General features: G+C 68.4%; 21 protein-coding genes and 1 pseudogene. 4 read left to right on the top strand and 18 right to left on the bottom strand.

Annotated features, from left to right (window positions below; all coding sequences use genetic code 11):
- The 8 genes from ACIQV3_RS19500 to ACIQV3_RS19465 form a co-directional block, all read right to left on the bottom strand.
- A partial coding sequence (locus ACIQV3_RS19500; RefSeq protein WP_403713649.1) for a winged helix-turn-helix domain-containing protein occupies window positions 1–416 on the bottom strand: 416 nt, incomplete at its 3' end.
- 96 nt (window positions 417–512) lie between these two features.
- Complete coding sequence (locus ACIQV3_RS19495) at window positions 513–1,022, bottom strand: RHS repeat domain-containing protein (RefSeq protein WP_403713636.1); 510 nt, start codon at window positions 1,020–1,022, stop codon at window positions 513–515.
- Window positions 1,023–1,259: 237 nt separating this feature from the next.
- Window positions 1,260–1,763, bottom strand: a complete 504-nt coding sequence (locus tag ACIQV3_RS19490; protein ID WP_403713635.1) for a hypothetical protein — start codon at window positions 1,761–1,763, stop codon at window positions 1,260–1,262.
- The gene (locus ACIQV3_RS19485; RefSeq protein ID WP_403713634.1) at window positions 1,760–6,379 is read right to left on the bottom strand and encodes a putative T7SS-secreted protein; all 4,620 of its coding nucleotides are present in this window, start codon (window positions 6,377–6,379) and stop codon (window positions 1,760–1,762) included. Before ACIQV3_RS19485 ends, ACIQV3_RS19490 begins: the two co-directional genes overlap by 4 nt.
- On the bottom strand, window positions 6,380–7,024 hold the full coding sequence (locus ACIQV3_RS19480) for a hypothetical protein (protein ID WP_403713633.1): 645 nt from the start codon (window positions 7,022–7,024) through the stop codon (window positions 6,380–6,382).
- Window positions 7,021–7,509: an SseB family protein gene (locus tag ACIQV3_RS19475; RefSeq protein ID WP_403713648.1), complete on the bottom strand. Its 489-nt coding sequence runs from the start codon at window positions 7,507–7,509 to the stop codon at window positions 7,021–7,023. Before ACIQV3_RS19475 ends, ACIQV3_RS19480 begins: the two co-directional genes overlap by 4 nt.
- A gap of 744 nt (window positions 7,510–8,253) precedes the next feature.
- Entirely contained in the window at window positions 8,254–8,922 is a 669-nt protein-coding gene (locus ACIQV3_RS19470; protein WP_403713632.1) for a hypothetical protein, read from the bottom strand.
- Window positions 8,919–12,479 carry a CHAT domain-containing protein gene (locus ACIQV3_RS19465; RefSeq protein ID WP_403713631.1) on the bottom strand — a complete coding sequence of 1,187 codons (3,561 nt, stop codon included), beginning with the start codon at window positions 12,477–12,479 and terminating at the stop codon, window positions 8,919–8,921. The genes ACIQV3_RS19470 and ACIQV3_RS19465 overlap by 4 nt, the downstream gene beginning before the upstream one ends.
- Window positions 12,480–12,622: 143 nt before the next feature.
- Here ACIQV3_RS19465 and ACIQV3_RS19460 point away from each other — a divergent pair, with 143 nt between their 5' ends.
- The gene (locus ACIQV3_RS19460; protein ID WP_403713630.1) at window positions 12,623–12,973 is read left to right on the top strand and encodes a CorA family divalent cation transporter; all 351 of its coding nucleotides are present in this window, start codon (window positions 12,623–12,625) and stop codon (window positions 12,971–12,973) included.
- 441 nt (window positions 12,974–13,414) lie between these two features.
- Here the strand turns inward: ACIQV3_RS19460 and ACIQV3_RS19455 are convergent, their stop codons facing one another.
- From ACIQV3_RS19455 to ACIQV3_RS19430, 6 genes are read right to left on the bottom strand one after another with little or no spacing between them, the layout of a single operon-like run.
- On the bottom strand, window positions 13,415–14,092 hold the full coding sequence (locus tag ACIQV3_RS19455; RefSeq protein WP_403713629.1) for a contact-dependent growth inhibition system immunity protein: 678 nt from the start codon (window positions 14,090–14,092) through the stop codon (window positions 13,415–13,417).
- Window positions 14,093–14,102: 10 nt separating this feature from the next.
- The gene (locus tag ACIQV3_RS19450; RefSeq protein ID WP_389433350.1) at window positions 14,103–14,402 is read right to left on the bottom strand and encodes an RNase A-like domain-containing protein; all 300 of its coding nucleotides are present in this window, start codon (window positions 14,400–14,402) and stop codon (window positions 14,103–14,105) included.
- Between the two features lie 9 nt (window positions 14,403–14,411).
- Window positions 14,412–14,969, bottom strand: a complete 558-nt coding sequence (locus ACIQV3_RS19445; protein WP_403713628.1) for a hypothetical protein — start codon at window positions 14,967–14,969, stop codon at window positions 14,412–14,414.
- Window positions 14,970–14,997: 28 nt separating this feature from the next.
- On the bottom strand, window positions 14,998–16,674 hold the full coding sequence (locus tag ACIQV3_RS19440) for an RNase A-like domain-containing protein (RefSeq protein WP_403713627.1): 1,677 nt from the start codon (window positions 16,672–16,674) through the stop codon (window positions 14,998–15,000).
- The gene (locus tag ACIQV3_RS19435; protein ID WP_403713626.1) at window positions 16,674–16,979 is read right to left on the bottom strand and encodes a WXG100 family type VII secretion target; all 306 of its coding nucleotides are present in this window, start codon (window positions 16,977–16,979) and stop codon (window positions 16,674–16,676) included. Before ACIQV3_RS19435 ends, ACIQV3_RS19440 begins: the two co-directional genes overlap by 1 nt.
- Window positions 16,980–16,991: 12 nt before the next feature.
- On the bottom strand, window positions 16,992–17,393 hold the full coding sequence (locus ACIQV3_RS19430) for a WXG100 family type VII secretion target (RefSeq protein ID WP_403713625.1): 402 nt from the start codon (window positions 17,391–17,393) through the stop codon (window positions 16,992–16,994).
- 441 nt (window positions 17,394–17,834) lie between these two features.
- Here ACIQV3_RS19430 and ACIQV3_RS19425 point away from each other — a divergent pair, with 441 nt between their 5' ends.
- Window positions 17,835–17,951 carry a TerD family protein gene (locus ACIQV3_RS19425; protein WP_403713624.1) on the top strand — a complete coding sequence of 39 codons (117 nt, stop codon included), beginning with the start codon at window positions 17,835–17,837 and terminating at the stop codon, window positions 17,949–17,951.
- Window positions 17,952–18,222: 271 nt separating this feature from the next.
- A pseudogene (locus ACIQV3_RS19420) lies at window positions 18,223–18,465 on the top strand (CorA family divalent cation transporter); the annotation flags it as partial.
- 510 nt (window positions 18,466–18,975) lie between these two features.
- Here ACIQV3_RS19420 and ACIQV3_RS19415 read toward each other — a convergent pair.
- The 3 genes from ACIQV3_RS19415 to ACIQV3_RS19405 are packed head-to-tail and all read right to left on the bottom strand — an operon-like array spanning window position 18,976 to window position 22,640.
- Window positions 18,976–20,022 carry an ABC transporter ATP-binding protein gene (locus ACIQV3_RS19415; RefSeq protein WP_403713623.1) on the bottom strand — a complete coding sequence of 349 codons (1,047 nt, stop codon included), beginning with the start codon at window positions 20,020–20,022 and terminating at the stop codon, window positions 18,976–18,978.
- Window positions 20,019–21,614 (bottom strand): ABC transporter permease, encoded by a 1,596-nt coding sequence (locus ACIQV3_RS19410; RefSeq protein ID WP_403713622.1) that lies wholly within the window; start codon window positions 21,612–21,614, stop codon window positions 20,019–20,021. The genes ACIQV3_RS19415 and ACIQV3_RS19410 overlap by 4 nt, the downstream gene beginning before the upstream one ends.
- A 6-nt stretch (window positions 21,615–21,620) precedes the next feature.
- Window positions 21,621–22,640 carry an iron ABC transporter substrate-binding protein gene (locus tag ACIQV3_RS19405; RefSeq protein WP_403713621.1) on the bottom strand — a complete coding sequence of 340 codons (1,020 nt, stop codon included), beginning with the start codon at window positions 22,638–22,640 and terminating at the stop codon, window positions 21,621–21,623.
- A gap of 216 nt (window positions 22,641–22,856) precedes the next feature.
- Here ACIQV3_RS19405 and ACIQV3_RS19400 point away from each other — a divergent pair, with 216 nt between their 5' ends.
- On the top strand, window positions 22,857–25,412 hold the full coding sequence (locus tag ACIQV3_RS19400) for an AMP-binding protein (protein ID WP_403713620.1): 2,556 nt from the start codon (window positions 22,857–22,859) through the stop codon (window positions 25,410–25,412).
- A 168-nt stretch (window positions 25,413–25,580) separates the two neighbouring features.
- Here ACIQV3_RS19400 and ACIQV3_RS19395 read toward each other — a convergent pair whose 3' ends face one another.
- Window positions 25,581–26,345 (bottom strand): thioesterase II family protein, encoded by a 765-nt coding sequence (locus ACIQV3_RS19395; protein WP_403713619.1) that lies wholly within the window; start codon window positions 26,343–26,345, stop codon window positions 25,581–25,583.
- Between the last annotated feature and the right edge of the window lie 68 nt (window positions 26,346–26,413).

The following is a 26,413-nucleotide window of genomic DNA, read 5'->3' as shown; positions in this document are numbered from 1 at the left end:
GTCTCCTCCAGCCACTGGCGTACTGCCTGCGGATCCTGCTCGACCGCGCGTTTGTCGGGCCGCTGGAACGACAGCCCCCAGCGCCGTAGGTACTTGCCCACTCCCGGCTCGGTCAGCCGGACCCGGTAAAGCTTCGCGATCAGAGCGCCGACCTGGCCACGCGTCCACAACTGCCCTGAAAGCCCCAGCTCGCAAGGACGGTGATCGAGTACCGCCTGGCGCAGGGCTGCCTGCTCGGCCTCGGTCAGCACCTGATGCTCGCCCACGCGTTTGCCCCGCGGGCGGGCGGTAAGAGCCTCACGACCGCCGACCAGCCACTTCGCCCACCAGCCGTCCACCGCCTTCAGCGAGACCTTGAACATCGCCGCGACCTCCTCGCGGCCCCGGCCCTCCACCAGCGCGGCCACCGCCCGCAGCCGTAACGCTTCTTGCGCCGACGGCGACAGATGCCGCGCGTCCCCCACCAGATCGCTCACACCACTACAACGACTCAGAACCCGAACCGTTTCGGATCAATAGGTCTGACGGACGACCGAGCCGTCCACGGCGACGATTTTGACCGGGTTGCCGAGCTCGTCGTACTCGGCCCGTGCCTCCCGGCCGTCGGGCCGGAGGTAGGAGAGCAGGCGGCCCACCTCGTCGTAGGCGCTCAACGCAGTCTTGGATACGGCGCGCAGGGTCGGCAGGTCCTCAGCCGGCATCGAGAATCCGTGGCTGCCTGCATGCTCGACGAATTCCGCCGGAAGTTCGATGTTGTACCGCTCGACGTAAGCGGCGAGGTCCACTCGCCAGACGAAACGGCCGTCGGACAGCAGCGACGATCCGCCGGGCACGCGGAAAGCGCCCCCGATGACGTCAATCGTCAACTCCATGATGTCGAAGATCGGATGTCCGGAGTCGAGGTACCGCTTCACCTCCGCCTTCGGATAGGGCGCCTGATCCCGCACCTTGTCCCTGATGGGTTCGCGGAACACGGCATCGTTCTCCGGGTCCATCTCCCGGTGGAAACCGATCGTTTCCATTCAGGTCATCCTCCTTCCAGCATGGGGAGGAATACCCTCCAGTAGCCGCCCTTGCCGATCTCTGCGAAGCACTACCGGCCCTGTCAAGTGCGCTGTCCTGCGGGCCACACCCCGACGGCCCGCAGGACAGCCCGTCCGACAGTCTCCGCTGGGGATCCGAGAAGGATGGAGCCCATTCAAGGCAGTTGGACGCATGGTGATGCGGGCGCAGCAAGACTGCGGCGGCCCCGCGAGCAGTCACCTCGCACGTACCGGCGCCCACAGGCTGACGCTCCAGATGTCCCCGTGCCCTGCGTGGTAACCCCGCTCCTCCTCATCGTCGTCCACGACGATGACGGAGACGTTGGATGCGGCCGCCCGGTATTCGAGGAAGCCGCCCTGGTCGGTCACCTTGAATTCCGGGGCTCCGGGGACGCGGGCAAGCGCGTTCCGCACATCCTCCCAGGCTACGTAGCGGGGGAACTCGACGCCCATGGTCCGGGCCCATTCCTCTCCCATGTCGTAGCCGGACGCGAGCCGGTGCAACTCGATCGACCCGCCGGACATCACCCACTCCTCGCCGGGGTTGAAGTAGAACTCTACGAATCCGAAATCGCGGCGAAGCGATGCGCCACCTTCGTCGACTACGTCGACGAAGCGGTGTGCGATGGCGCGGTCGACCTCGTCGAGGGTGGAGCCGATGCCGATCCCGTGCAGGCGTCCGGCCGCGATGAAGGAAGCGAGGAATTCGATGCCGGTCACGGCCAGTTCTCCAATTTGTCGATCAGGGCTTGCATTTCGGAGGAGCGGTTCTGCGTGTTGCCCCAGTTGTGGTCGTCCATGTGCTCCTTCGCCGACTTGGCCTTGGCCAGAAGGTCCGCGCGCAGCTTCGGATCGTTGTTCACGGCGTCCACGGCCTGCTGGACGCTCTTGTCCGATGCCCAGCCGTCCTCGAGCCTGATGGGGGCACCCTGGATGTTGCCGTCCTTGTCCACGGTGATGCTTACTTCGTGTTCCTTCCCCTTCTTCAGGGGGATGTGGATGTGCGCGCCCTTGGTGGCCCAGTCGGAGGCGACCGGAGAGACCCGGATCTTGCAGGGTTTGAGCCCCAGAGGGTCGGACCAGGTGTGTGGGTTGTGCACGTAGGTCGTCGGATTGGGTGCGGGGTCGAGCCCGAGGGGATCGTTGCTGAGGTACCGGGCCGTCTCGGGGTCGTAGTGGCGGTGGACGTTGTAGTGGAGTCCCGTCTCGGGGTCGAAGTACTGGCCCGGGAAACGCAACGGGGTGTACGACGCGCTCGCGGTCGCCCACGTCGTCGTACCCCACAGCGTGCTGCGGGTCCGCCAGGCAAGGTCCCCCGACTCGTCGACGAGTTCGGTGGGCGCACCGACGAGGTCGGTCACGATGGCGTAGAAGCGTTCATTCACGGTCTCCTGCGGCGCGTCTTTGTCGAGCATGCGTTCGGTCTGCGAGACGGGACGTAGACCCATGTGCTCCCAGGTGAGCGCGATGGGCAGGGGCAGTGCGGCACCGTGGCTGACCTGCTCGCACAGCGTGGCGCCGTCCCAGGTGAAGGTGGTCTCCTCCAGCACGGTACTGCCGTCATCGGCGAGGCGTTGCTTGGCGATGCGGCGGCCGAGGGGATCGTAGAGGTACCGCCACACCGTGCCGTCCGGCGTGACTGTGGACGCCAATCGGTCCTCCGCGTCCCAGGTGAAGCGCCAGGTGTCCGGCTTGTGGGAGAGCCTCGTCTTCTGCCGCAGCACGGTACGGCCTTGCGCATCGTGCTCGTAGCGGACGTTACCGGCCCGCGTGATGTGGGTGCCGGCGAATGCCCGGGGCCCCGTGGCCTCCTGTCCGGGGTGGTTCGCGGGCCAGGCCGCGTCGGTCTGATTGCCCGCCGCGTCGTAGGCGTACGTTTCCGACCATCCCGAGGCGTGTACGGCGGTGACCCGGCCCATCGCATCGAGGTCAAAGCGGCGGGTCCCGGAGAGCTTGTCCTCGACGCCGATCAGGTGGCCGTCCTCGCGGTAGGAGTACGAGCGGCGCTGGAGGTTGCGGCCCCGGCCGGACAGCTGCTGATCGGCAAGGCGTCCGCTCGCATCGAACCGATGGGCGAGACTCACCGTTTCGCCGATCCTGCGGACGAGTTCGCGGCCGGCCGCGTCGCGTTCGAAGGCGATCGTACGGCCAGATGTCGTGAGCTCGACGGGGCGGCCGGCCCCGTCGTACGTCCGGGTGCTGACCGCACCGCTCGGGGTCGTCCGACCGACGAGCCGGCCGAGCCCGTCGTAGTCGTACGCCAGCTCGCGACCGTTCACCGTCTCCGATTTCAGCCGTCCGTAGCGGTCTCGTAGCCGCACCAGTGTGGCGTCGGCGTTCACCGCGACGGCGAGCTCGTCGAAAACGTCGTACTCGTAGGTGGTGACGGCACCCTCGCTGTCCTTGCGGAGGACCTGGCCCAGTTCGTTGCGCTCGAAGCGGATGGTCTGACCGAGACCGTTCACACGCTCGACCAGCCGGCCGGCCGCGTCGTACCGGTACCGCAGGGGCCGGTCGTCAAAGTCGATCTCGGACACGAGCCGGCCCGCGGCGTCGTACTCGTACTCCCAGGTCAGCCCGAGCGGGTTCGTCACACGGGTGAGCTGAAGGTTGATGTTGTGCTGGAACTCGTGCCGCACCCCGTCCGGCCCGGTCCGGGCCACCAGCAGGTCGAAGTCCGTGTACTCGTACCGGGTGGTCTGCCCCAAGGCGTCGGTATGGGTCAGGCAGTTGCCTTCGCCGTCGTACGTCCATGCCTGCCGAGCGCCGTCCGGTTCGGTGCAGACGGCGATCTGGCTCTCTACGGTCCACCCGAAGCGGGTGACCGCCCCCAGCGGGTCGGCGATCGCAAGGGGACGGCCGAAGGCATCGCGCTCGTAGCGTGTGACGGCGTTCAGAGGGTCCGTGACCTCGACCGGCAGCCCCGCGTCGTTGCAACGCAGGAGTGTGGTGGCACCGAGCGCGTCCGTCACGGAGGCGAGGTGTCCCGCTTCGTCGTAGGTGAAGCGCGTGGTCGCCCCGGAAGCGTCGGTGTACGAGGTGCGGTTGCCGTGCTCGTCATAGGTCTGACGGATGACGGTGCCGTCGGCGTGTACCACGCGCTCGGGCAGGCCGAGCTCGTTGTGCTCCGCGTACAGCTGCCGGCCGTCTGGGCGGACGACCTCCCTCAGTCGGCCCCCGTCGTCGTACGTGGAACGGGTGACGTGCCCGAGAGGGTCGGTCCGGGAGAGCAGCCGGTGGTGGCGATCGTACGTGTAGCGGGTGGCCGCTCCTGTCGGATCGATCTCCGCGACGACTTGGACCCGGTCGTTCACGAGGTACCGGGTGGTGTTGCCCAGCCCGTCGGTGATGGACGTCATGCGCAGGCCGGTGGCCGGGTCGGTTTCGTCCCAGGTGAATCGGGATTCCATGTGGCCGTTGGTCCCTGCCTGGGCCGTACAGCGATGCTGGTCGTCGTAGACGTAGTCGAAGCGGCTGCCGTTCGTATCGGTCCACGAAGTGATCAGACCGTCGGCGTCGTAACCGAAACGCAGCGGGCGGCCGGAGGAGTTCGTCACGTGCGTGAGGTGGCCGTCGGTGTATCCGTACCGGAGGATTTCCTGGTCCGTGCCGTCCCGAGCGGCTCCGGCGAGGTGCAGGGCGGTGACACGGCCGTCGGTGGTCGTCAGTTTCAGGTGATAGCCGCCGTGGTGGACGATCGACGCCGGTGCCCCGGCCTCGTCGTAATCGAACGCGATCCAGCGGCCGTGGCGGTCGTCGATCTGCGTCAGGAGCGCCAGTTCGCCGTCACGCTCGGTGAAGTGCCGCACATGGCCGGTCTCGGGATCGGTGACGGTGTAATTGCCTTGATCACGGTCCAGGGGCCAGGGACGACCGTGCGTCGGCAGTACGGGAACACCCGGCGCCGGATGCGGGTACGCGAGCAGGCTGCCGTCCTCGCAGACGAACACGACCCCTTCGGAGTCGATCTCCAGCCGCTGGTCGACGGTCGACGACCAGGACGGGCCGAACCAGCGGCCCGCGCGGTAGGACGACTCGAAGGTGCGCGCGAAGACCAGGGGGAAGGAGCCCGGCAGTGCTATGTCCGTCTGCGGCAGGACCATCCGGCCGGTGGCCATGTCGACGGGGTCTCCGTCACACGTGAGCTGTTTGCACTCCCGCCCCTTGCCGTCGGGATCGTCGTTGTGTCCGCCACGTCCCTTCCCATCCGGCACGTCGTCCAGGTGCTTGACGCGCGCCAGGGCTTTCAGTCCTCCGGCGCCCTTGGTACCGATGAGTTCGGGAACGAGTCTGCCGAGGAACTCGCTCGGGTCTCCCTTGGCCGCTTCCCACGCGCTCTTCAGTGCCCGGTCCGGGTGTGCTGCCGTGGACGCCAGCCCGGCCAGCGTCATGTTGATGTTCTTGTAGTACTCGGCCGGGTGGGTGATGTTGTACGGGTCGAGCGGGTTGACCGCGCGAACGAAGTTGGTGATGCCCACCACGCCTTTGACTACACCGCCGCCCAGGTGCATCATCTCCACCCCCTCGCCCACGCCCCAGTCGGCCAGGTTGAGCTTGGCCCGGTCCGTGGCCGACGGCATCGCCGGTGCGTTCGCGAGCGCGGCAGCCACCGCCTTGTTCGCCGTGTCGGCCGCCTCGTTGCGCTGGCGGCGCGCGTCGTCCAGGACCTCGTGTGCCCGACCCCGGTCGACCCCGCCCGGGTCGGCGAACGGGTCCGGCTGGGGCAGCGGCTTGTCGCCGGTACGCGCCTCGTTGTAGGCGTCGACTTTCTTGTTGTACGCGTCGACCGCGGTTTTGGAAGCTTCCTGGCCCTTCTTGTAGAGGGCGATGGCCTCCTTCGCCCTGCCCTGTGCCCACGTCACCGTCGTGGCGTACGTCTCCAGGGCCTTGGCCGCGTCCTCGAAGGCGTCCGCCGCGTGCAGCCAGTCCGTGGGGAGCGTCTGGAACTTCTCCCGGAACGCGTTGGCCGCCGCGCCCTTCCACTGACTGGGGTCGAGGCCCCTCATCCCCTGGCCCACCGAGTCGAAGGCGCTCTGGAAGTCCCGCAGGTTCTTGACGCTGGCAGTGATGGCACCGACGTTGCCGTGGATCAGCTCGTTGGCCTCCTCGGTCTGCCCGAGCTGCTGTTCCCCGACCTTCGCTCCCAGCGAGGACCCCGTACGGTCGCCCCAGTCCTCGACGGCGTCCGCCCAGCCCTCGGCGCCTACGTGCTCCAGACCGTCCCCGACGACATCCGTGGCCTTGTCGATGCCCTGGCCGACGATCTCCTTGCCGGCGTCCCACCCGTCTTCGATCTTGCCGAGGCCCTTGTCGACGAGCCCCCCGAAATCCACCACTTACCCGCTCCCCCACACTGGCTGCTTCGCCCGGTCCACCGCTTCCTGCGTCGGCTCCAGCGTCTCCCGCAGTTCCTGGTCCATCAGCCCACGCTGCTGCGCGTCGAGCAGGCCCGAGTTCTCCATCGAGTCCAGCAGCCCGTCCTCGACGTCGTAGGCGGTGTCCTGCCAGTTCTGCTTGACCTCCTTGTGGGCCTCGGAGAACGACTCGCCGCTCCAGTCCGCCCCGTCCCACTGGTGCTGGTCCCGGATCTCGTCCCAGTCCTTGGCCTTGACCTCGTCCTCCGTCAGATGCGGGTTGCCGTTCATGCCGTTCACCGCAATCTTGAAGGTGTCCTTGATGTACTGCTCCTGCTCACTGATCGCACCCGCCGACAGACCGACGGCCTTCGCGAAGCCGTTTCCGCGCATCATCAGGCCGCGTACACCCCACTCCCAGCGCTCGCAGAACGCTTTGAACCCCGCCGCCAGCCCCTCGTGGCCCAGCTGCATCCCCGTCAGCGACAGATCCGAGAATCCGCGCCCGGTGGATGCCTCGCCGATCATGCCGAGGTCCTTCAGCTCACCATGCGCCTTGTTGATGCCGCTCGCTATCAACTGCATGGCTGCGGGGGGTGCTTCGAGATCAGGATCCGAACCGCTCATCGCGCACCTCCGAGATCCACCACTGCCGACTCCGGCACGACGCCCTCGACGGGCGGGAACAGCATGCCGTCGTCACCGCCGACGTCCAGCGCCACTCCGGCGGGGACCCGCAGCATCGGCACCATCACGTCGAGCAGTCGCGCACCGAGGACCGTGCGGTACTCCCATTCCCGCTCCGCGTCACCCTGCGCACGCGCGAACCCGGCCAGCGCCTCCTCGTCCGAGAACGCGCAGATCCACCGGACCCCGCCCGACTCCGCCGTCCACAGGCTGCCGTACGGATCTATCGGCACCAGCACCGCCGTACGCCGGAACTCGCCCAGCAGTACCGCGAACGCCCGGCGGCCTGCGGCTTCCCGGTCCTCGACGGAGTCCGTGGCCTTCGCCTCCGCCATGGCGGGCAGCTCAACCGCGTCAGCCAGATCGGCCAGCCGCACGGGTCGCCTGCGCTGCGGGTCCGCTCCCCCCTGGCTCTCCCCGTTCATCGTCACGACAGCGATCATCACATGTTCGCTTTTTCGACTGCAATCTCAGGTCGCGCCCATCGCGGCAACGCACCTGCCGAAGCGGCCGAATTCAGCCTGCTCATCTCGGGCTTCCCTCCCGGGTCCTCCGACCGTCAGGTCCAAACTTCCCGAACAGGAATCGTCCGCTGGGGAGAATCCGGGGAGAAACGACTGGCGGTCGGCGCCTTGTCCGCCGCAACGAGCCCGCCTGGCTCCCGTTCAACGCGCCCTGCAGAGCCCCCGCCCACCCACCCCTGCGGCACATCGCAGAAAGTGACCACCATGCGCTTGCCGTCCCAAAGACAGGACGAAGTCGTACCGTCCAGCACGAGAGCACACCGGGCGGAGTGGCCTCGGGCCTGCCGCAACCACTCGCGGCCCGCGGGGGCAGAACGCCCTGACTTGCGTGGAGGTGCGAGTCGTCCACGACCAGCAGCGCCTGCTTGTCGCCCGCAAGCTGCCCGACCACCGACCGCACTGCGTTCGCTACCGCCTCGTGCTCGGGTGCCGGGCCGTCGCGCCGACCCAGGACCACGGCCAGCGCATCTCCCACGATCGAATCACGCGAGATTCACAGAAGTAGCCTCCACACAGCAGGAGTTGACGCACTCGACCGCGGGTCAGGCGCACGCGCCGTCGAGGATCAGGTCGACCAGGCGCGGGACCAGGGTGCCCTCCAGCGGTTCGCCGGTGATCAGCACCCGGGCTCGCCCCAGGACCGGGTCACTCCGCCAGCACGATGGTGTGCGGTGTCGGCGCGAGCCGTGCGCGGTATCGGCGGACGCCCCAGCTGCGGTGCTCCAGCTCCGCCGCGACCAGTACCTCGGCCGTGTTCATACGGTCGGGCACGAGCTCCACCAGCGCGGCCACCGGGTGATCACCGACCAGCGGGAAACCCTTGACCCGGCGGAACTCCCACTGCGGGTTCGGCTGGGAAGCGCCGTGGCCCCGCACGATCCACTCCTCCCTCGCCGGTCCGGCTCCTGGCGGCTTCTCCACCCCTACATCCAGCACGCCTGTCGTGACCGTGAAGCTCACGCCCGTCCCGAGGCCGGCGACTGGACGGGTGCGCTCGCCCGGGTCGATCAGGCGCGCGACCGGCTGTACATCACGCTCCGGTGTGGACAGTGCGATGCCCAGGGAGGCGTGGCGGAATACGCCTTTGCCCTCCGGTGTCTCGGGGCGGAACGAGCACACCATCAGCAGGTGACGGAACTCCCGGTCGGGTGTGGCCCTGAGGTAGGACAGCCAGCCCGCCGGCGCACCCGCGTGGTCGGCAGGCAGGAGGTCCCAACCGAAGGTGAGCCTGCCGCGCAGTGGTCCGTCGTCCGCCGGGCTGCCAAGCGTACGCTCCGGTACGAGTTCGACGTCGTGCAGCCGGATCTCGGTCATGCGGCGCCTCCCTTGGTCCTGCCGTGCACATAGGTGAACGCTCCCCAGTCACGGTAGTGGGGATACGTGGCACGCGTGGCGAGTTGGGCTCCGCGGAAGGCCTGCTCCGGGTCCGTGCCGCGCGCGACTCCGTGATGCAGGTGGTGGTAGAAGTACGCGGCTGGCTCCGGGCGCACGGGCCACAGGCACCCGACGACGGCATGCGCTCCTGCGGTGATCAGCGCCGAAGGGATGCCGCGAATGTTGTCACCGCGGTCGAATCGACCGAGCGCCGACTCACAAGCGGCGAGCGTGACAAGGCGAACGCCGCGTAGATCGACATCCAGGAAGTCGTAGGCGAATACGCGGCCATCGTCGTCGCCGTCCGGCGTGAGGTAGAGGCAGTGCATCCATGGTGCGTCCTCGTCCAGTGTCCCGTGCACGGCGATGTGGACGATGTCCGCCGTGGACATCTCCGCGCGCAGCCTGCCGCGAGTGGCCGCACGACCGGTGAGGGCTTCAGCGCCCACCGCCTCGGCAACCTTCCGCGCGTGCTCCTCCAGTGCCGGCTCCGCATGCAGACCGAAGGGAGTACCCCCGGCAGCGGAGGCCAGTACAACGGTGCGGCACTCACGCGCAGCGACTTGGACGGGTGCCAGGGCCTCGAGGCCGGCGATCGTGGTGACCGTCCAGTCGTCAGCGATCAGACGGCCTCCCGTTCGGCACAGCGGTAGGGGCAGGTAGTGCAGAGCGCCGTGGGGCCAGGCCAGGATTCGGTCCTTGCCCTGGGCGCGCCAGTTGTCCCACAGTTCGCTGCCGCCGAGCGGCAGGCCGACCGACTCCAGCAGCCGATTGCCCTCCGGTGTCACGTCGCCGAACAGCGGGTCGCGTTCGATCTCCGTCCGGATCGCCTCGACCCGGTCCGCATCCGGGTGCCGGCCGCCGTTCTCTTCCGCGCCCTCGCCGAGGTGCACCACGAGCTCCCGGCCCTGCCTGGTGACCGCGAGCAGCACGGCCGCGCCGCTCACCGCCGCGGGCAGGAACCACGTCAACAGCACCGTTCGATCGTCCAGCAGATCATGCACCTTGGCCCAGATGCGCTGGTCGTCGATAAGCGGTGCCGAACGCCGACGCAGCTCGTCGTCGATGAACGACGAGATGCGCCACCGTAGATTCCGGGCGATCTGCGTGTTGTCGTGGCCGCCAGGACGATGGCGGCCGGCGTCCACCACGTTCAGCAGGTTCGGCAAGGCGCCGCCGGCGGCGGAGGGCTCCTCCCAGTCGCGCAGCTTCCCGAGGAAATGCTGGATGTGCGCAGGCAGCACGAGCGGGCCTTCAATGCGCCACCACGCGCCCAGCTCCGAACCCTTGCCCGCCTGATGCAGACCGAGTATCAGCCCCATCGGCAGCATCTCGCTTTCCGCGGTGAGCTGCCAGACCGCCGAGTGAACGAGGTCGCGCAGTATCGCGCCGAGTTCGGGCGTGCCGCTCGTGTCGAAGTTCGGCGCATCCACGATGATCGCGTACAGCGCGTTCCTGAGTTCGTCGCCGTGGAGGTTGCCCAGCTGCTGGACAAACGGCATCAGGCTCGCCCGCGCCAATTCCTCGAAGCCTAGCGAGGCGTAGGCGAGCGCCGCGTACGTGTAGTAGCCCCATGGGAACGGGACAGGGCTGGAGACCGGCTCGCCTGCCTCCGCCGACTGGTAGTACAGATCGGCCGTGAGCAGCCGGACCTCTTCGTTCCGGTTGTCGCCCGCCTGGCGCAGGAAGGTGAGCCCCAGCGCTGGCTGCCGCCGGTCTCGGGCGTGTGCAGCCGCATGCAGCAGAGCCGTAGATCGCTGCGCCGGAGTCCAGGACTCCGGGAACGACACCGGGAGCACCTGGTCGGGGCGCGGGCACTCGCTCGGGTCGCCGGGCAAGGCGTGGAGCCGGGCCTCGATCAGCTGCCTGCGGTGGGCAGAGGGCCGCGGGATGTCGAGCTGCCCCGCCCAATCCAACACGGTGCGCAGCAGCCGCCGGTCGGCGCGTTCTCGAGCCAGGTTGACACCCTGGCTGATCACCTTCCCGGTCACCGTACTGCCGTGGGCGGCGACGAAATCGGCCAGTGGCGTCCCAAACACCTCCGCGAGCAGCCCGTCGGTCGTCTCCGGGGACACCCCGTCCACCATCCTGAGGAGGAACAGCGCGAGGTCCGGCTCCTCGGCAGCGGACGAGTTGCGCCATGCCGACAGCGCAGCGCTGGCAGCACCACGGTGAACTCCCTCCTCGTCCGCGAGAATCTGCGCCTGTACCGCCAGCAGCCGGGGCCTCTTCAGCCCACCGTCCAGCTCCAGCGCGCGCACCACCAGGTGTCCCGCTTCCGCCACCAGCCGGTGGGACTCCACCTGGAAGGGCTCCTCTTCGGTGAACCACGTGCGGTACAGGTCCGCGGTCAGCCGAGCGGACCATGTGGTCAGCAGCGGCTCGCGAGCGTAGGCGTCGGCGGCCAAGTCTTCCGGTCCCCGGGTCGCCATCCGTAACCGAGCGGCAGCCAGCAGCGCGGCTTCCAAGTCGCGGGAGCCACTCAGTTCGTCGCTCAGCCGAGCCGCCAAGGTTTCGGACTCCTCGAACACCGCGCGGTCGCACCGGTCCGCCACCAGGTGGACGCCCGCCTCGACGGTTTGGAAAGCCGCGACCCGCCAGGCAGCCTCCATCGCGCAGGCGTCGGCGACCTCGGCGACCAGTCGCCAGTAGACGTACATGAACTCCATCAGGCCGCGGTGATCGAGGAACTCGTCCCGGAACAGCAGATCCACCATCGCCGCGGCGGGCATCGCACCGTGCTCCGCCAGGGCCTGTCGCATCTCCTCTACTTCGCGCGCCCGTCGCTTCGCCTCGTCCAGCGACATGATCCGATCGCACACGTACTGCGCCAGCTCCATCAGCACGCCGACGGGGTCGATGACGAAGGTGACTGTCGGCTTGGCGTCCGTCTCGTAAGCAGGGTCACCGAAGCGCACAGAACCGGCGCACACCTTCCCGCTCCGCGTTTCGAAGACCAGCGCGCCGAGCGGATCATCTGTGGCAGGCAGGACGTGGGACACGACCAGCATGACCGAGCCCGAGACCTCCGCCGCCTCCCGCCACCCTGGCGGCCTTTCCAGATCGAGGTCGTGCACGAAGTACGCACCATCAGGGCCGAGGACGGACAGCACACCTTCTTCGTCCTGCGTGACACACCACCGGGGGGCGAGAGGGTGACTGAACGGCAATTCGTCCAGTGAGAGGAGCGCTGGGAGGCCCCGAGCGTACGCGTGGGTGAACAGGCTGCCTCCCGCCCCGCCACCAGTGGTGAACGGGCTGATGCTGGCCAGACCGACGGCCAGTCCGGCATGCCGGACACCCTCCACATCGGCGAGGAACGCCCACCCGGTGACCTCCCTTGACAGTCGCACGCCATCCCCCTTCGTGCCGCCGGTCATCGACAGGTTCAACGGTGGCACAGACAACGGCCGGACCAGCCCGTTTCCCGGGCACGGGACGGTGATCTCAAGGGCGACAACGTGCGCGACGCTGTGCGCTCGTCCTTGCGCGGCCACGACTGTTCCGATTCGTTCATGGAAGCTTCGCCCACGAAAGCCAGAGTCACCGCAACTCCGACTCACTTCCACTGCGTTGTGTAGCCCGTCCCGACAGCTGGATCAGACTCCTGGCCAGCCCTGATCTGCCCTCCCCGGCAGACGTGGCTGGGGAGAATCTGGGGAGAACGAAGCCCCGTTCGGGAGCGGCTGGGGAGGATTGGCCGCATCAACAGGCAGCACGACGAAAGGGCCGGAAAGACGGGTCGCCGCAGGCCAGAGTGCCTATCCAGGCGGTTTCCGCAGGTCAGCGGCGTATGGGTGACGACTTCAAGAAGATCTCCTCGTGGGCCGCCATCCTCTTTGCACCCACACTCGTGGGAACCATCTACGGCATGAACTTCGAGACGATGCCCGAACTCCAGTGGGCGGCGGGCTACCCCTTCGCAATCCTGCTGATGGCAGTGGTCTGCGTGAGCCTGTACGTCATCTTCAAGAAGCGGGACTGGCTGTAGACCGCACATCGGAACCGTTGATCAACTTAGCTCTCACGAACACAAGAAAGCGGCCCGCGCCGGGGACTCCCCCGCTCCTTGGGACTGCCCCTCCCCCACCGCCGGCCACCTTCGGCTGCGCCCGGTTGCGGAGGGTAACGACAACGAGTGGCGGTTCCTCGGGTCCGGGGGAGGGATCGGAGTCGTCGCCCGCGACCTGTGCTACTTCCTGTGGCTCCTGGCCGATGGCTTCGGCCCCTGGGAAGCCGCCACCTCCTACGAGCCCGACTGGAAGGCGCGCCCCAATCCGGAGTTGGCCGCCACCGCCGAAGGATTCGCACCGCACCAGCGCCGGCCAGCGACAGCAGTGATCGAGCTGGCGGCCCAGGAGTTCCCGGACTTCGATGGCAACGGGCTCCAACATTGCCCCGCCGGGCCGCAAAGCCCTCCGGACGGGACTGTTCAGTTCGTGTAGTCGGGCCTGGCCGCCCGGAGATGCTCCGCCACCGTCCTGAGCCAGGCTTCGACCGGGAACGGGGCCGGCGGTTCGACCTCCATGCCGAGTTCAGCGACGCCGACGGCGTAGTCGTGCTCCTCCAGCCCCAGAGCCAGCAGTTCGTGGATCTCGCCGACCAGCCGGGCGGTCAGCTGGGGATCAACCGTTGCCCCGTAGTCGAGGACCGCCGCATCGTGGTCGCCGAACTCGTCGGGCATGTCCTGCGAGAACCAACCGCCGAGGAACTGTCCCAGCTCCCCGAAGCGGGCGTGCCACTCCCAGTGGGTCTGGGGCGCGACCGGCGGAGGCACATCGCCGGACTCGATGCTGCGCTTGATGTGGTCGGCCATCTCGGACAGCCAGCTTTGAGTCCGGGACTCGGACAGCCCGATGTCGGGTACCGAATAGAACTCGCCGAGGCGCAGTCGCAAGCGGCCCGGTGGATTCCGTGCGTATTCCCGGAGTTGTTGTTCGGCGACGGAGAGCGCCCAGGGCCGAGTGTGCCAGGTGTGCCGGAGGTACGCCTGAAGAGCCGGAGGCGCTGTGCCTGCTTCCGGACTGTCGGGTTCCTGTCCGACGAAGGCTGCGACGACGACGTCGAGTTCGCCGTACCGGCGGTCGAACTCAAGCGGCTTCATGGGCACTGCGGCACCTTCAGAGGTAGATCGGGTAAGTGGCGTGCACGACGAAGCCGTGCGGACTCAGCGCTTCACGCCTCAGCGTCACCCGCGCGGCCCGCACATCGACGGGCTCGCGGCCGGCGAGCATCATCGCCTGCAGCAGCACGCGCCCGACGGGCTCCTCACGGGACGGCCAAGCCGCCTCGATGGTGAGCCTCGGTCGTGTGCTCTGAGCCAGCCAGCGATGTACGGCCTGCTCGTTGCGCGTGACGACCTGCTGGGTACACCACTGTGCGGTCGCGCGGTCGGGATAGGTGGCAGAACGGGTACGCACGGGAGATCCTCAGTCGATGGTGAAGCCCCAGAAGATACCGACTTCCGTGGCGGAGACAGCGATTACACCACAATCCATTACGTGGCCGGTGAAGCCCTCATAGGCACCCTCGCGACGGAACATGTCGGCATGGGGATTCCCTCGCGCCGTCACCGCATTGGTGATAAACAGCGCGTCTTCTCCGAATCTTTCCAGGATCATTCTCGCGTGCGAGGTCAGCTCGGCCTCTCGCGCATCGAAATCCGGAATATCCTCTGTTTGGAACCACTCGCCCTGGAGAGTGACCAGGATTTGTTCGGCGCCCCTCCTGGACACAGGGAAGGCCGTGCTGAAGTCCCTTGGCGTGACAGCACTGAACGGGCTGTCCGGGCCGGTGCCATAGTCGCCCCCTCCCGGTGTCGCGGCAACCTTCGACCAGCCACGCGGATCGTCCGTCCGCAGCTGCATGACGTCCAGGGCGTCCAGGCGCCAGTCATCCCGCCGCCGCGCCCCCACGACCGCGAACATGCCCTCCCCGAAAAGAGCCCGCAGGGAACGGCTCCACGAGGTGGCGTCAATCTGGGTCACGGGCTTACCTCAGTTCTCCACGTGCGCACTACGGGTGCTGGGTCTTGTCGGTGGGCATGGAAGTGAGAACGACAAACGGCGGGTGGCTCCCCGGGTTGGGTCTCAGAACGACCCACACATTGGTCACGTCACGCGCGGCGGTGTCGCCCCGGTCCCACGACCTTCCCACGACGTCGTTCGTCGTCAGGAGGAGTGAGCGCGACGAGTTGGGTCCAGGGTTACCCGCGAGCCAATTGTCAATCTTCCTCTGATTACTCGGTTCGTCCAGAGCCGCCTGAGTATACCGCTGCGCGTCTGCAAGGCTCCCGAACGCCGAAACAGCCTCGGGCCGGATGCCGGAAGGCCTGACGATCTGCTGGTCCCTCAGCCTTTGTTCCAGTTGCTCATCCGTCTTGCCCACATGCTTGTCCACAACATGGGACCCGAGAATGCCCTCCTGGTTCGCGAGGTCGATCGGGTATTTGTGATTGCCTTCGTCATCCCCGGCCACCGTGTACAGCGGATCGTTCTTGAAATCGGTCAGAGTTCGGGCGCCGAAGGACTCCGCCCGCGCCGACTCGGCCCGGAACGTGGGAGCACTGAGATATGCCTCATCCAGCGCTTCGTGCAGTTTGTTGAGCTCCTCGACCTGTCGGCGCACGCGGTTGTTGTACGCCTCGACCGCCGCGTTCATCGCCTCCTCGTCCACCTCGAGGGAGAACCCGACCGCCAAACCCCTCCCCATCTTGAGGAGTCCCTTGCCGAAGCTCCTGACGTCCTTCATGTCCAGACCGTCGCTTCTGTCGATGTGCGGCAGGGCCTTCAGCACGGCTTCGTAGTAGAGCCTGCGAAGGTCGTCCCGCACATCCTCCGCGGCGACCGCCCAGGCACGCAGAGCGTCACTCATGACGTCACAGGTCTTGACCATCACGTCCATGACAGGGTGGCTGCCGGCCTGACCGGGCTGCGCGGAGTCGTGTTTCCACCCGTAACCCTCGCGACTCTGGCCCCACGCGCTCGTACCCCAGACAGCGCTGCAGAATTGCCGCATCGCGGCGTTCCACTCGCCGTTGGACCGATCGGTGTAGTTGTGGAGAGCACTGCTGAGGTTTCCGTCCGTGGCGGTGACGGACGTGCTCGCGTAAACCCAGGCGATGGACATGTTGTCCAGACCCAGGTAATCGGGCAACGGCATGATCTCGGCCGCCTTGCCCATGCGGTAGGCGTCCTCCAGGAGGGGCCTGATGATCGCCAGGACTCCGGCCTCCACCGCTTCCAGTGCCATCTGGAAGATGTCCTGGCTCTGGTCGACGTCCGCCCACTTGAGGTCCGTCACGGACCCGTAGTTCGGCGGCGTGTCGATCACGGTCGGCGGTGGCTGGGTCTGGGCCGGGGCCCCCGAGGGGTCCGTGGCGGCGTCCGCAGTCGCGTAGTTGTTCGCGGTCACGGCGAAGCCGACGGCAGCGCCTCCGACGCTCGCCACCGACTTGGCCCACACCTCGATGAAACGGTTGCCGACCTTCTTGTAAGCGGTGGCGAACTCCCACGCGGCGGTTCCATATCCCCCACAGTCCGGATATCGGCCGAGCTCGTTGAGAAGCTGATTGGCCCCCTTGTGTAGTCCGTCCTGGAGATGGGCGACGTAGCCCGCGAGCGCGTGCAGCGCACTGGGGGTGACGTCGATGTCCCCGTTCTTCAAGGGAGGCGGAGGAGGAGGCAAGCTCATCAGGCGGCTCCCCATCCGCGCAGCACCGCGGCATGTGCTGCCGCATAGTTACTCTGACCGGTCGTCACAATGCTGTGAAGCCACGCCTGTGCCGCCTGAAGGTCCCGTGCGGACCGATCCCACTCGTCCAGCTTGTCGATGAACGCCTCGCGGGCCTCGCCCTCCCAGGCGAGAACGACCTTCTCGACGCGGTCGTGCATGGTCTGGACGTTCTCGTTGAGCTCCTTGAGGATCTCTTCCAGCTGGCCGGAGAGAAGCCGCAGAGTGGCGAAGTCGACCGTTATGCTGCCGTCGCTGTCAGTCATGCGTCCCCCTCGTCACAGATCCTGCAAGCGGCTCGTGCGCGGCGCGGAGGGCGGGCTCCCGGTGTTGGGGGTCGAAAGCCCGGCCGCCTCCCTGTCCACGTCCACGGACATCTGGATGCGCCTGAAGGCGGACAGCGTGTCGAGCTCCTGCTCGGTGAAACCGTCTCGGCTCATGCGAACGGCCGCTTCGAGCAGTTTCATGAGCTCACGGATGCGTACCGCTTCCTTGGCGGCATCACTATGCCGCCGTCGGTAGGCCTTGGCCGCGGGCCCCTGCCAGCGGGCTTCGATCGTGTCGACGACCGCGTCCATACGCTTGACCTGCCGGTCCAGATAGCGCTGCATTTCATCGAGGTCGTCGGCCAGCTTGGTCAAGTGCTGGTTGTTCACCAGCAAGTTGGGATCTGTCGCCACGCATCCGCCCCCGTACCCCAATGACCGCTCAACTGCTCAGTTGTTCAGTTGCTCAGTTGCTCAACAGAGCGTTCAACATTTGCACTCTAGCAAGCGTGAACACAGGTTCGGCTTCCGGCACTTCGTACGTAGAAGTCGATGTCCCACCAGTCTTGTGGCCGGTGGGAGAAGGCAGACCAGACGGGCCATGGGGCCAGGGGCAGCCATTGCCGGCGGCGGCTCCGGCTGCCCACCGGCTCCGGACTCCCTGGTCCGGAGAAGGGCGCCGGCCGCCATGTCACCGCCCGCACCCCGCTTCCTCCGCGAGGACGATCGCGATCAACATGGACGTCGACACCGGACTGACATGCGGCTCGCTCACCCACGCAGAGCTGTCCATGGGATGCGCCACTGCATCCTGGACCTTCCACCCACCGACCCACCGACCCGGCCATCCGCGCGATGGTCGTCGCGGAGTTGTACCGGCACAGGTCCGCCGACCATCGGCCGGTGTGGAAACTCCGAGCAGTCGGACAGGGTTGGGCCGACGGACTCGATGGCTTGGCAAGAGCGCACTGAGTTGACGTGGGGTAGCCCATCGTATCGATGCTCGCCAAAGGTGGAAGCCGTCCGCGACTTCAACCCCCTAGCCGCAGCGGACGACGTACGTGAACGCTCCGTAGCGCTCCCTGCGGCCCGCGGCGCCCCGCCGGCCAGCGGTGAACCACCTTCGGAGGGACTCTCTGCTGGAGAGAATCTGGGGAGAATGAAGCCGTGTCGGGGAGCGGCTGGGGAGGATCGGCCGCACAAATAGGCAATGCGGCGAAAGAGCCAGAAAGGCGGATTGCCGCAGATCAGAGCGCACCTCCGGGCTATTTCCGCAGGTCAGCGGTGTGAGGGTGACGACTTCAAGAAGATCTCCTCATGGGCGGCCATCCTCTTCGCACCCACACTCGTGGGAACCATCTACGGAATGAACTTCGAGACCATGCCGGAACTCCAGTGGGCAGCGGGCTACCCCTTCGCCATCCTGCTGATGGCGGTCGTCTGCGTCAGCCTCTACGTCATCTTCAAGAAGCGCGACTGGCTGTAGCCGGCGGCCCGGGTGTGCGGTTGTCGGTTAGGAGTGTGATCGGGCCTCGAGTGATTCAAGCTGTGCGGCGAGGCCGGCTGCGGACCCCTTGTCGCATGACAGGACCACGACGAGTTTGCTGAGCGTGATGCCCTCGGGTCTTTTGGTGGAGGACCACCGCCGGCCGGCGCGCCGTAGGGTTCTGAAAAACTCCTCGCGAGCGGCATCATCCTCGGAAAGGACACCCTCGGCGGCGTCGACAATGAGGATGTGGTGGTCCGTTCCCCGTTCATCGTCACGACGGCGATCATCACATGTTCGGCTTTTCGACTGCGATCCCAGGTCGCGCCCCGCGCGGCAACGTACCAGCCGAAGCGGCGGAGTTCAGCCTGCTCATCTCGGGCCGCCTTCCCGACATCGACCTCGCCAGCGGCGTTCGGACTTCGGCAGGCCGGCGTCGTACCGTCCGGCGCGGGAGCACACCGGACGGCGCCGCCCCGGGCCTGCCGCAACCGCTCGCGGCCCGCGGGGTCAGAGCGTGGAGTGCAGGGTCGCTTCCCCCATCACCTCGATGCCCGTGCGCTCACCGGGGCGGGCGGCGGAGGGAGTGGGGACTCGGACGTCGATGGGCTCGTCGATGCCGTCCACGGCCACGGTGACCATCGCGTCGTGGCCGTAGAAGCGAACGTCGGTCACCGTGCCACTGGCTCCGCCCGCATCCGGGTCGGTCAGTCGGAGCTGCTCGGGCCGGAGGAGCACCACGCCCTCGCGGACCCGGCCGGGCGGGTTCGTGAGCGGGATGCGGCCGAGTGCTGTGGCCGCCGTGTCCTGGTCCGCAGTGCCGGTGACGAGTACCGCGTCACCGACGAAGGCGGCGACCCAGGGGTCGGCGGGACGGCTGTACACCTGGTGCGGCGTGTCGCACTGGGCCACGCGGCCGTCCCGGACGACGGCGACGAGGTCGGCTGTGGAGAGGGCTTCCTGCTGGTCGTGGGTGACGAGCAGGGCCGTGGCTCCGGTGGCGCGCAGGGCCGCGCGTACGTCGGCCCGTACGCCGGTGCGCAGGGCGGCGTCGAGGGCGTTGAACGGCTCGTCGAGGAGGACCAGGGCGGGTTCCGGTGCCAGGGCCCGGGCCAGGGCGATGCGCTGCTGCTGGCCGCCGGACAGCTCGTGCGGCATGCGGTCTCCGTAGCCTGCGAGGCCGACGAGTTCGAGCATCTCCTGCGTGCGGCGTCGGCGGGCGGCCCGGTCGAGGCCCGTCAGGCCGAAGGCCACGTTGCGCGCCACGCTGAGGTGCGGGAAGAGCGCGCCTTCCTGGGGCACGATGCCGATGCGGCGGCGTTCGGGCGGAAGGTGGAGTCCGGGGCCGCTGAGTGCGCGTCCGTCGAGGGTGACGGTGCCCGCGTCGGCGCGCAGAAAGCCCGCGATGATGCGCAGCAGCGTGGTCTTGCCGCAGCCGGAGGGGCCGAGTACGGCGGTCAGCGCGCCGCCGGGGACGGTGAGGTCGAGGCCGTCGAGGACCGGTGCCGCACCGGGGCCGTACGCCTTGGCCAGTCCGGTGATCTGCAGGTCGGTCATGTGCGGTGCCTTCCGAGGAGGTAGGACGGGATGGCGGCCAGCAGGATCAGCGCCGCGGCGTAGGGAGCCGCGGCGGCGAAGGATCCCGTGCCGGTTTCCGTCCAGAGGCGGGTGGCGAGGGTGTCCATGCCGGTGGGGCGCAGCAGGAGGGTGGCGGGGAGTTCCTTCATGCACACGACGAAGGTGAGCGCGGCTCCGGCAGAGACCCCGGGGGCGGCCAGTGGCACGGTCACCTCGCGCAGTACGCGCAGTGGGGAGCGGCCGAGGGAGCGGGCGACGTCCTCCAGGACGGGCGGGGACTGGAGTACGGCCGCGCGGGTGCCGGCGACGGCGACGGGGAGGAAGAGCACGGCGTACGCGCAGACCAGCAGCGGGAGCTCCTGGTAGATCGGTTCGGCGTAGCGGACCGCGAAGAACACCAGGGACAGGGCCACGGTGATGCCAGGGAGCGCGTGCCCGGCATAGGCCGACTGCTCCAGCAGCTGGGCCGTCCGGCCGCGGTACCGCGCGGCGATGACGCCGACCGGCAGGGCGAGCAGGGTGGTGAGGGCCGCGCCCGCCGCGGCGACACCGAGGGTGGTGCCTGCGGTGTCGAGCAGCGTGGCCGGGTCCCAGGTCGCGGAGTTGCCGACGGCGAGCCAGTACCCGAGCGTGCCCAGCGGGGTGAGGACGGCGACGCCGGTGACCGCCGAGCACCAGGCCAGGGCGGGCACCCGCCAACGGCCCAACGGCGCGGGGACGGCGGGGCGCGCGGTGCCGCCGCCCGTCCTCGCATGGCCGGCCCGGCCCCTGGTCCGCGCCTCGGCGGCGACCAGCAGGATCGTCATCACCACGAGGACGACGCTCAGCGCGGCGGCCGGGGTGCGGTCGAAGCTGGCCCGGTAGGAGGTGTAGATGCCGCGGGTGAAGGTGTCGTACCGCATGAGGGACACGGCGCCGAAGTCGGAGAACACGTACAGCGCGACGAGTACGGCTCCCCCGGCGGCCGCGGGCCGCAGCTGCGGCAGCGTCACCCGCAGGAAGGTCTTCAGCGGTCCGTGGCCGAGCGAGCGGGCGACCTCCTCCTGCGCCGGGTCGGTGCCGCGCAGTGCGGCGGTGACGGGCAGGTAGACGTACGGGAAGCTCACCAGCGTCAGCGCGAGGGCCGCGCCGGAGAAGCCGGCCATCTCCGGGAAGGCGGACAGCCAGGCGAACGCGGCGACGTAGCTGGGCACGGCCAGCGGCAGGGTCACGAGCACCGACCAGATCCGGGCTCCGGGCAGGTCGGTGCGCACGGTCAGCCAGGCCAGCGAGACACCGAGGATCAGGCAGGCCGAGACGACCACTGCGGCCAGTCCGAGGCTACGGCCGAGCAGTTGGGCGGTGCGTTCGTCGGCGATGACGTCCCAGGCGAAGGCGGGGCCGCGCTCCAGGGACCGGACGGCGAGGTAGCCGAGGGGCAGCAGCGCGAACACGGCGGCGAGGCTCGCGGGAACGAGGAGGACGGCTGGCGGCCGACGCCCGGCACGCGACCGCCCGGTCGGCGTGGCGGCGCCGGCCGGGCGGTTGGCAGTGGCGGGATCCGTCGGCGTGACGGGATCCGTGGTGGGCATGAGGGGTCAGACCATCCCGGCTTCCTGGAGCATCTTCAGGGTCTCCTGAAGCGATTCCAGCTTCCCGAGGTCGATCTTCGGGGAGTCCAGGGAAGCCAGCGGCGGCAGGCCCTTGACCGTGCTGGTCACACCTGCGGCCAGCGGGTATTCCTTGGTGTCCTCGGCGAAGTACTTCTGGGCCTTCTCCGAGAGCAGGAAGTCAACGGCCTTCTGCGCGGCCGGCGCCTGGTCGCTGCCCTTGACGATGCCGACTCCGGCGGTGTTGACGAGGCCGCCCGGGTCACCACCGGGGAGGAAGTGGATCTTCGCCTTGACCTTGGCCTCGCCCTTCTCGGCGACCTGTTCGTACCAGTAGTAGTGGTTGACCAGGCCGAGCGGGACCTCGCCCTTGCCGACCGCCTCCAGCACCTTGAGGTTGTTCTCGTACACCTTCGGCTCGTTGGCCTTCAGGCCCTTCAGCCAGGTGCGGGTGGCATCGTCGCCCTCCAGGACGCGCATGCCGGTGACGAACGCCTGGAAGGAGGCGTTGGTCGGGACGTAGCCGACCTTCCCCTTCCACTCCGGCTTGACCAGATCGTGGACGGTGTCCGGGACCTTGGAGACCTGTCCCGGGTGGTACGCGAGGACGCGGACGCGCCCGGAGGTGCCCACCCAGTCGCCGGCGCCGCCTCGGAATCCGGGGTCCACCTGGTCGAGGGACGCCTGCGGAAGCTTCTCCAGCATGCCCTTGGTGGACAGGGCCCCGAGGGCGCCGGCGTCCTGGGAGAAGAACAGCCCGGCCTTGGTCTTGCCGCCCTCTTCCTGAATCTGGGCGGCGAGTTCGGCGCTCTCGCCGTAGCGGACGGCGACCGTGGTGCCGACGGCCTTCTCCAGCTCGTCGAGGAGCGGCTTGACCAGCTTCTCGTTTCGGCCCGAGTAGATCACGAGCCCCGCGTCGTCCTCGTCGACGCCGCAGCCTGCGACGGCGGGGAGGAGAAGTGCCGCCGCGAAGAGCGCGGTCAAGCGTCGGACCAAGGGGCGTCGCATGGAAAGCCTTCCTGCAAGGGCAGCGGAGAAATGGGTAACGCCCCATAAGTAAGGTAAAGCTAACCTAAAGGTCAAGAGTGACGCACACAACAATTCGACCACACCGCGACATCGGCGGAGCCGACCCTACCGTCTATTTTCCTGTGGATCTTCAATGAACCATCTGTGACTTTCCTGTGACTATCGGGCGAGGTAAGGCTTTCCTAAGATACGCCCGTGACAGTCCTTCCCGACCTGTTCGCAGGCACCAAGTCGGTCCCGTTCGCCCTCGGCCTCGCCGCCCACGGCCACCGGACCGCCGTCATCACGGCCGACGGCCCGGTCAGCTATGCCGAGTTGGCCGTGCGCGTGGACGCGATGGCCCGCCGCCTGGGCCGGGAACGCCGTCTGGTCCTGCTGGTCGGCGCCAACACCGTCGACGCCCTCGTCGTCCACCTCGCCGCCCTCGCGGCCGGACACCCCGTCCTCCTCGTGCCGGGCGACCACCCCGAAGCCGTCCAGGCCCTGATCGACGCGTACGACCCGGACGTCGTGGCCCATCCCGAGGGCGGGGAATGGCTGCTCGACGAGCGACGCGAAGTCTCGGCGCACGAGCTGCACCCGGACCTCGCCCTGCTGCTGAGCACCTCCGGCTCAACCGGATCGCCCAAGCTCGTCCGGCTCTCGCACGAGAACCTCCAGGCCAACGCGGAGTCCATCGCGCAGTACCTGGACATCCGGGACACCGACCGCGCGGCCACCACCCTGCCCCTGCACTACTGCTACGGCCTGTCCGTCGTCCACAGCCACCTGCTGCGCGGCGCCGGACTGATCCTCACCGACCTGTCGGTGGCCGACGCCTGCTTCTGGGAGCTGTTCCGTACCGGCCGCGGCACGACCTTCGCCGGGGTCCCGTACACCTTCGACCTCCTCGACCGGGTCGGCTTCGCCGCCATGGAACTGCCCCACCTGCGCTACGTCACCCAGGCCGGCGGCCGGCTCACCCCCAATCAGGTCGAGCGGTACGCCGCGCTCGGCCGCGCCGCCGGCTGGCAGCTCTTCGTCATGTACGGCCAGACCGAGGCGACCGCCCGCATGGCCTACCTGCCCCCGCACCTCGCCGAAACCCACCCCACGGCCGCCGGAATCCCCATCCCCGGCGGCTCCTTCCGCCTTCAGCCGCTTCCCGGCCCCGCCGACGAGAACACCGGCGAGCTGGTCTACTCGGGCCCCAACGTCATGCTCGGCTACGCCCGTGCCCCCGAGGACCTCGCGCTGGGCCGGACCGTGGACGAACTCCACACCGGTGACATCGCGCGCCGCACCCCCGAGGGGCTGTACGAGATCGTCGGCCGGAGCAGCCGGTTCGCGAAGATCCTCGGCCTGCGCATCGACCCCGGGCAGGTCGAGGGGATGCTCGCCCGACACGGCGTCACCGCCCTGTGTACGGGTGACGACGAGACCCTCCGTGTCGTGGCCGTCGGCGCCCACGACTCCGAAGCCCGCCGGATAGCCGGACTCGTGGCCAACGACTGCGGTCTGCCGGGCCGTGCGGTCCGGGTCCGCATCCTGGCCGACCTCCCCCGCCTGCCCACCGGCAAGCCCGACTACCGGGCGGTGCGCGAACTGAGCCACCAGGCGCCTGATCCCGCGGCCGGCCCCGAGCCCACCCCGGACAGCGCCCCGGACAGCGCCCCCGAAAGCCTGCGCCTGCTCTATGCGCGGGTCCTCGACACGACCGACGTGACGGACGACAGCTCCTTCGTCAGCCTCGGCGGCGATTCGCTCTCGTACGTCGAGATGTCGATCCAGCTCGAAGAGCGGATCGGCCACCTGCCGGCCGACTGGCACACGACACCGATCCGGAATCTCAGGCCGCCCGAGCAGGCGGAACCCTCCCGCAGGCGGACCTTGGAGACGAGTGTCGCGCTCCGCGCCCTGGCGATCTTCTGCATCGTCGGCTCGCACATCCAGGTGTTCGGCATCAAGGGCGGGGCACACATCCTGCTCGCGGTCGCCGGGTACAACTTCGCCCGCTTCCACCTCACCACTGCCGAACGGCGCGTACGCATACGCCAGGGCTGGACCAGCATCGCCCGCGTCGCGCTGCCGAGCACGGCCTGGATCGGGCTGATCCTGCTGCTCAACGACGACTACACGCTCGCCAATCTCTTCCTGCTCGACAGCGTCATGGGCCCCGCCGGCCGCGAGACCGGGATGCACTTCTGGTTCATCGAGGCTCTCGTCTACATCCTGATCGCCGCCGTCGGCCTCCTGGGCCTGCCCGCGGTGGACCGGTGGGAACGCCGCTTCCCGTACGCCCTGCCCCTGGCTCTCACCGGTCTGGGACTGCTCACCCGCTACGACCTCGTCGGCCTGCCGGACCGCGAGCAAATACCCGACGCCATCACGGTCTTCTGGCTGTTCACGCTCGGCTGGGCGGCGGCGAAGGCCACCACCGTGCGGCAGCGCCTCCTGGTCACCGCCGCGGCCCTGGCCACCGTACCGGGCTTCTTTCCCGGCGACCCGGGACGCGAGGTGATCATCATCGCCGGATTCGCGCTGCTGGTCTGGGTGCCCAGCCTCCCCAGCCGCGAGCGCCTCAACCAACTGGCCGGCCTCCTCGCGACCAGCTCCCTGTACATCTACCTGACCCACTGGCAGATCTTCCCGCTCATCGACGGGTTCTCCCGGCATCTGGCCTTCCTCGCCTCCCTCCTCTTCGGCATCGCCTATGCGGCCGGCGCCGCCCGCCTGATGAGAGGACTGTCGGCGCGCAGGAAGGCCGGCTGAGTCGCCGGCACTGGACCGTCCGCTCCGGCCGCTGAAGCCTGTGGAGCAGTCGGGATACGGGGACCAGGCCACCGTGCGCCACCTGGGTCGGACCGGCCGTTCACCCAGGACATGTGCACGGTGGCCTTCCGGACATGGCCGCCGAAGATCAAGCCTTCGACGCGGGGCTCACGTCACGGAACTCCTGCGGACTCCGGCGACGGGAAGCCTGTCGAGCAGTTCTCCGATCACCCGTTCCGGCTGCTCGGAGAGGTAGAAATGACCACCTGCGAACTCCACCACCTCGCTCGGTCCGGAGGTCCACTCGCCCCACCGGACCGCCCCTTCCCGGGACAGCTCGGCGTCCTCGACGCCGACGAACGCGCTGACCGGGCAGGAGAGCAGGTCGCCCCGGCGCGGCCGGTAGTCGGCCAGCAGTTCGTAGTCGCCCCGGATGACGGGCAGCACCATCTCCCGCAACTCGGGAAGTTCGAGCAGCTCCGGATCGATACCGCCGAGCCCGGCCAGTTCGGCGCACAGGTCGTCGTCCGTCATCACGTGCTGGCCTCGATCGCGGCGCAGGCTCGGAGCCGCGCAGGCCGAGGCGAAGAGCCTCGCCGGGGCGGGGAGCCCCATCCGCTGAACGCGCAGGACCAGTTCATGGCCGACCAGCGCTCCCATGCTGTGGCCGAACACCACCCAGGGGCGGTCCAGCCAGGGAGTCAGTTCGGTCGCGAAATCGGCTGCCAGGTCCGCTATCGAGGCCGGCCAGGGGTCGTCGATCCGGTCGAGCCGCCCCGGCGGGCAGGCGACGATCAGTTCGATCTCGGGCGGAAGCAGCTGCGCCCAGGCCTGGTACAGGCTCTGCGAACCGCCCGCGTGCGGCAGGCACACGAGGCGCATGGCCGCCCCCGGCCGGGGGAACGGTCGGCGCAGAGCCCTGCTCTCAGCCATGATCCGGTCAACTCCTCGTATGACTGATGTGGCGTCACATCTGTTGCTTCGGGCAGCGGTTGAAGCGA

Source organism: Streptomyces sp. NPDC099050 (genome assembly GCF_044759865.1).
Taxonomy (GTDB): domain Bacteria; phylum Actinomycetota; class Actinomycetes; order Streptomycetales; family Streptomycetaceae; genus Streptomyces.
The sequence above is the reverse complement of the archived record's forward strand: the minus strand, read 5'-3'. Positions and strand labels throughout refer to the sequence as shown.

Excerpts from the sequence above, each read along its gene's own strand:
- ACIQV3_RS19470 (WP_403713632.1), bottom strand. The coding sequence starts at position 8,922 with ATGACCGAGATCCGGCTGCACGACGTCGAACTCGTACCGGAGCGTACG.
- ACIQV3_RS19405 (WP_403713621.1), bottom strand. The coding sequence starts at position 22,640 with ATGCGACGCCCCTTGGTCCGACGCTTGACCGCGCTCTTCGCGGCGGCA.
- ACIQV3_RS19440 (WP_403713627.1), bottom strand. The coding sequence starts at position 16,674 with ATGAGCTTGCCTCCTCCTCCGCCTCCCTTGAAGAACGGGGACATCGAC.
- ACIQV3_RS19425 (WP_403713624.1), top strand. The coding sequence starts at position 17,835 with ATGGTCGTCGCGGAGTTGTACCGGCACAGGTCCGCCGACCATCGGCCG.
- ACIQV3_RS19395 (WP_403713619.1), bottom strand. The coding sequence starts at position 26,345 with ATGGCTGAGAGCAGGGCTCTGCGCCGACCGTTCCCCCGGCCGGGGGCG.
- ACIQV3_RS19415 (WP_403713623.1), bottom strand. The coding sequence starts at position 20,022 with ATGACCGACCTGCAGATCACCGGACTGGCCAAGGCGTACGGCCCCGGT.
- ACIQV3_RS19475 (WP_403713648.1), bottom strand. The coding sequence starts at position 7,509 with ATGAACGGGGAGAGCCAGGGGGGAGCGGACCCGCAGCGCAGGCGACCC.
- ACIQV3_RS19495 (WP_403713636.1), bottom strand. The coding sequence starts at position 1,022 with ATGGAAACGATCGGTTTCCACCGGGAGATGGACCCGGAGAACGATGCC.
- ACIQV3_RS19435 (WP_403713626.1), bottom strand. The coding sequence starts at position 16,979 with ATGACTGACAGCGACGGCAGCATAACGGTCGACTTCGCCACTCTGCGG.
- ACIQV3_RS19480 (WP_403713633.1), bottom strand. The coding sequence starts at position 7,024 with ATGAGCGGTTCGGATCCTGATCTCGAAGCACCCCCCGCAGCCATGCAG.
- ACIQV3_RS19410 (WP_403713622.1), bottom strand. The coding sequence starts at position 21,614 with ATGCCCACCACGGATCCCGTCACGCCGACGGATCCCGCCACTGCCAAC.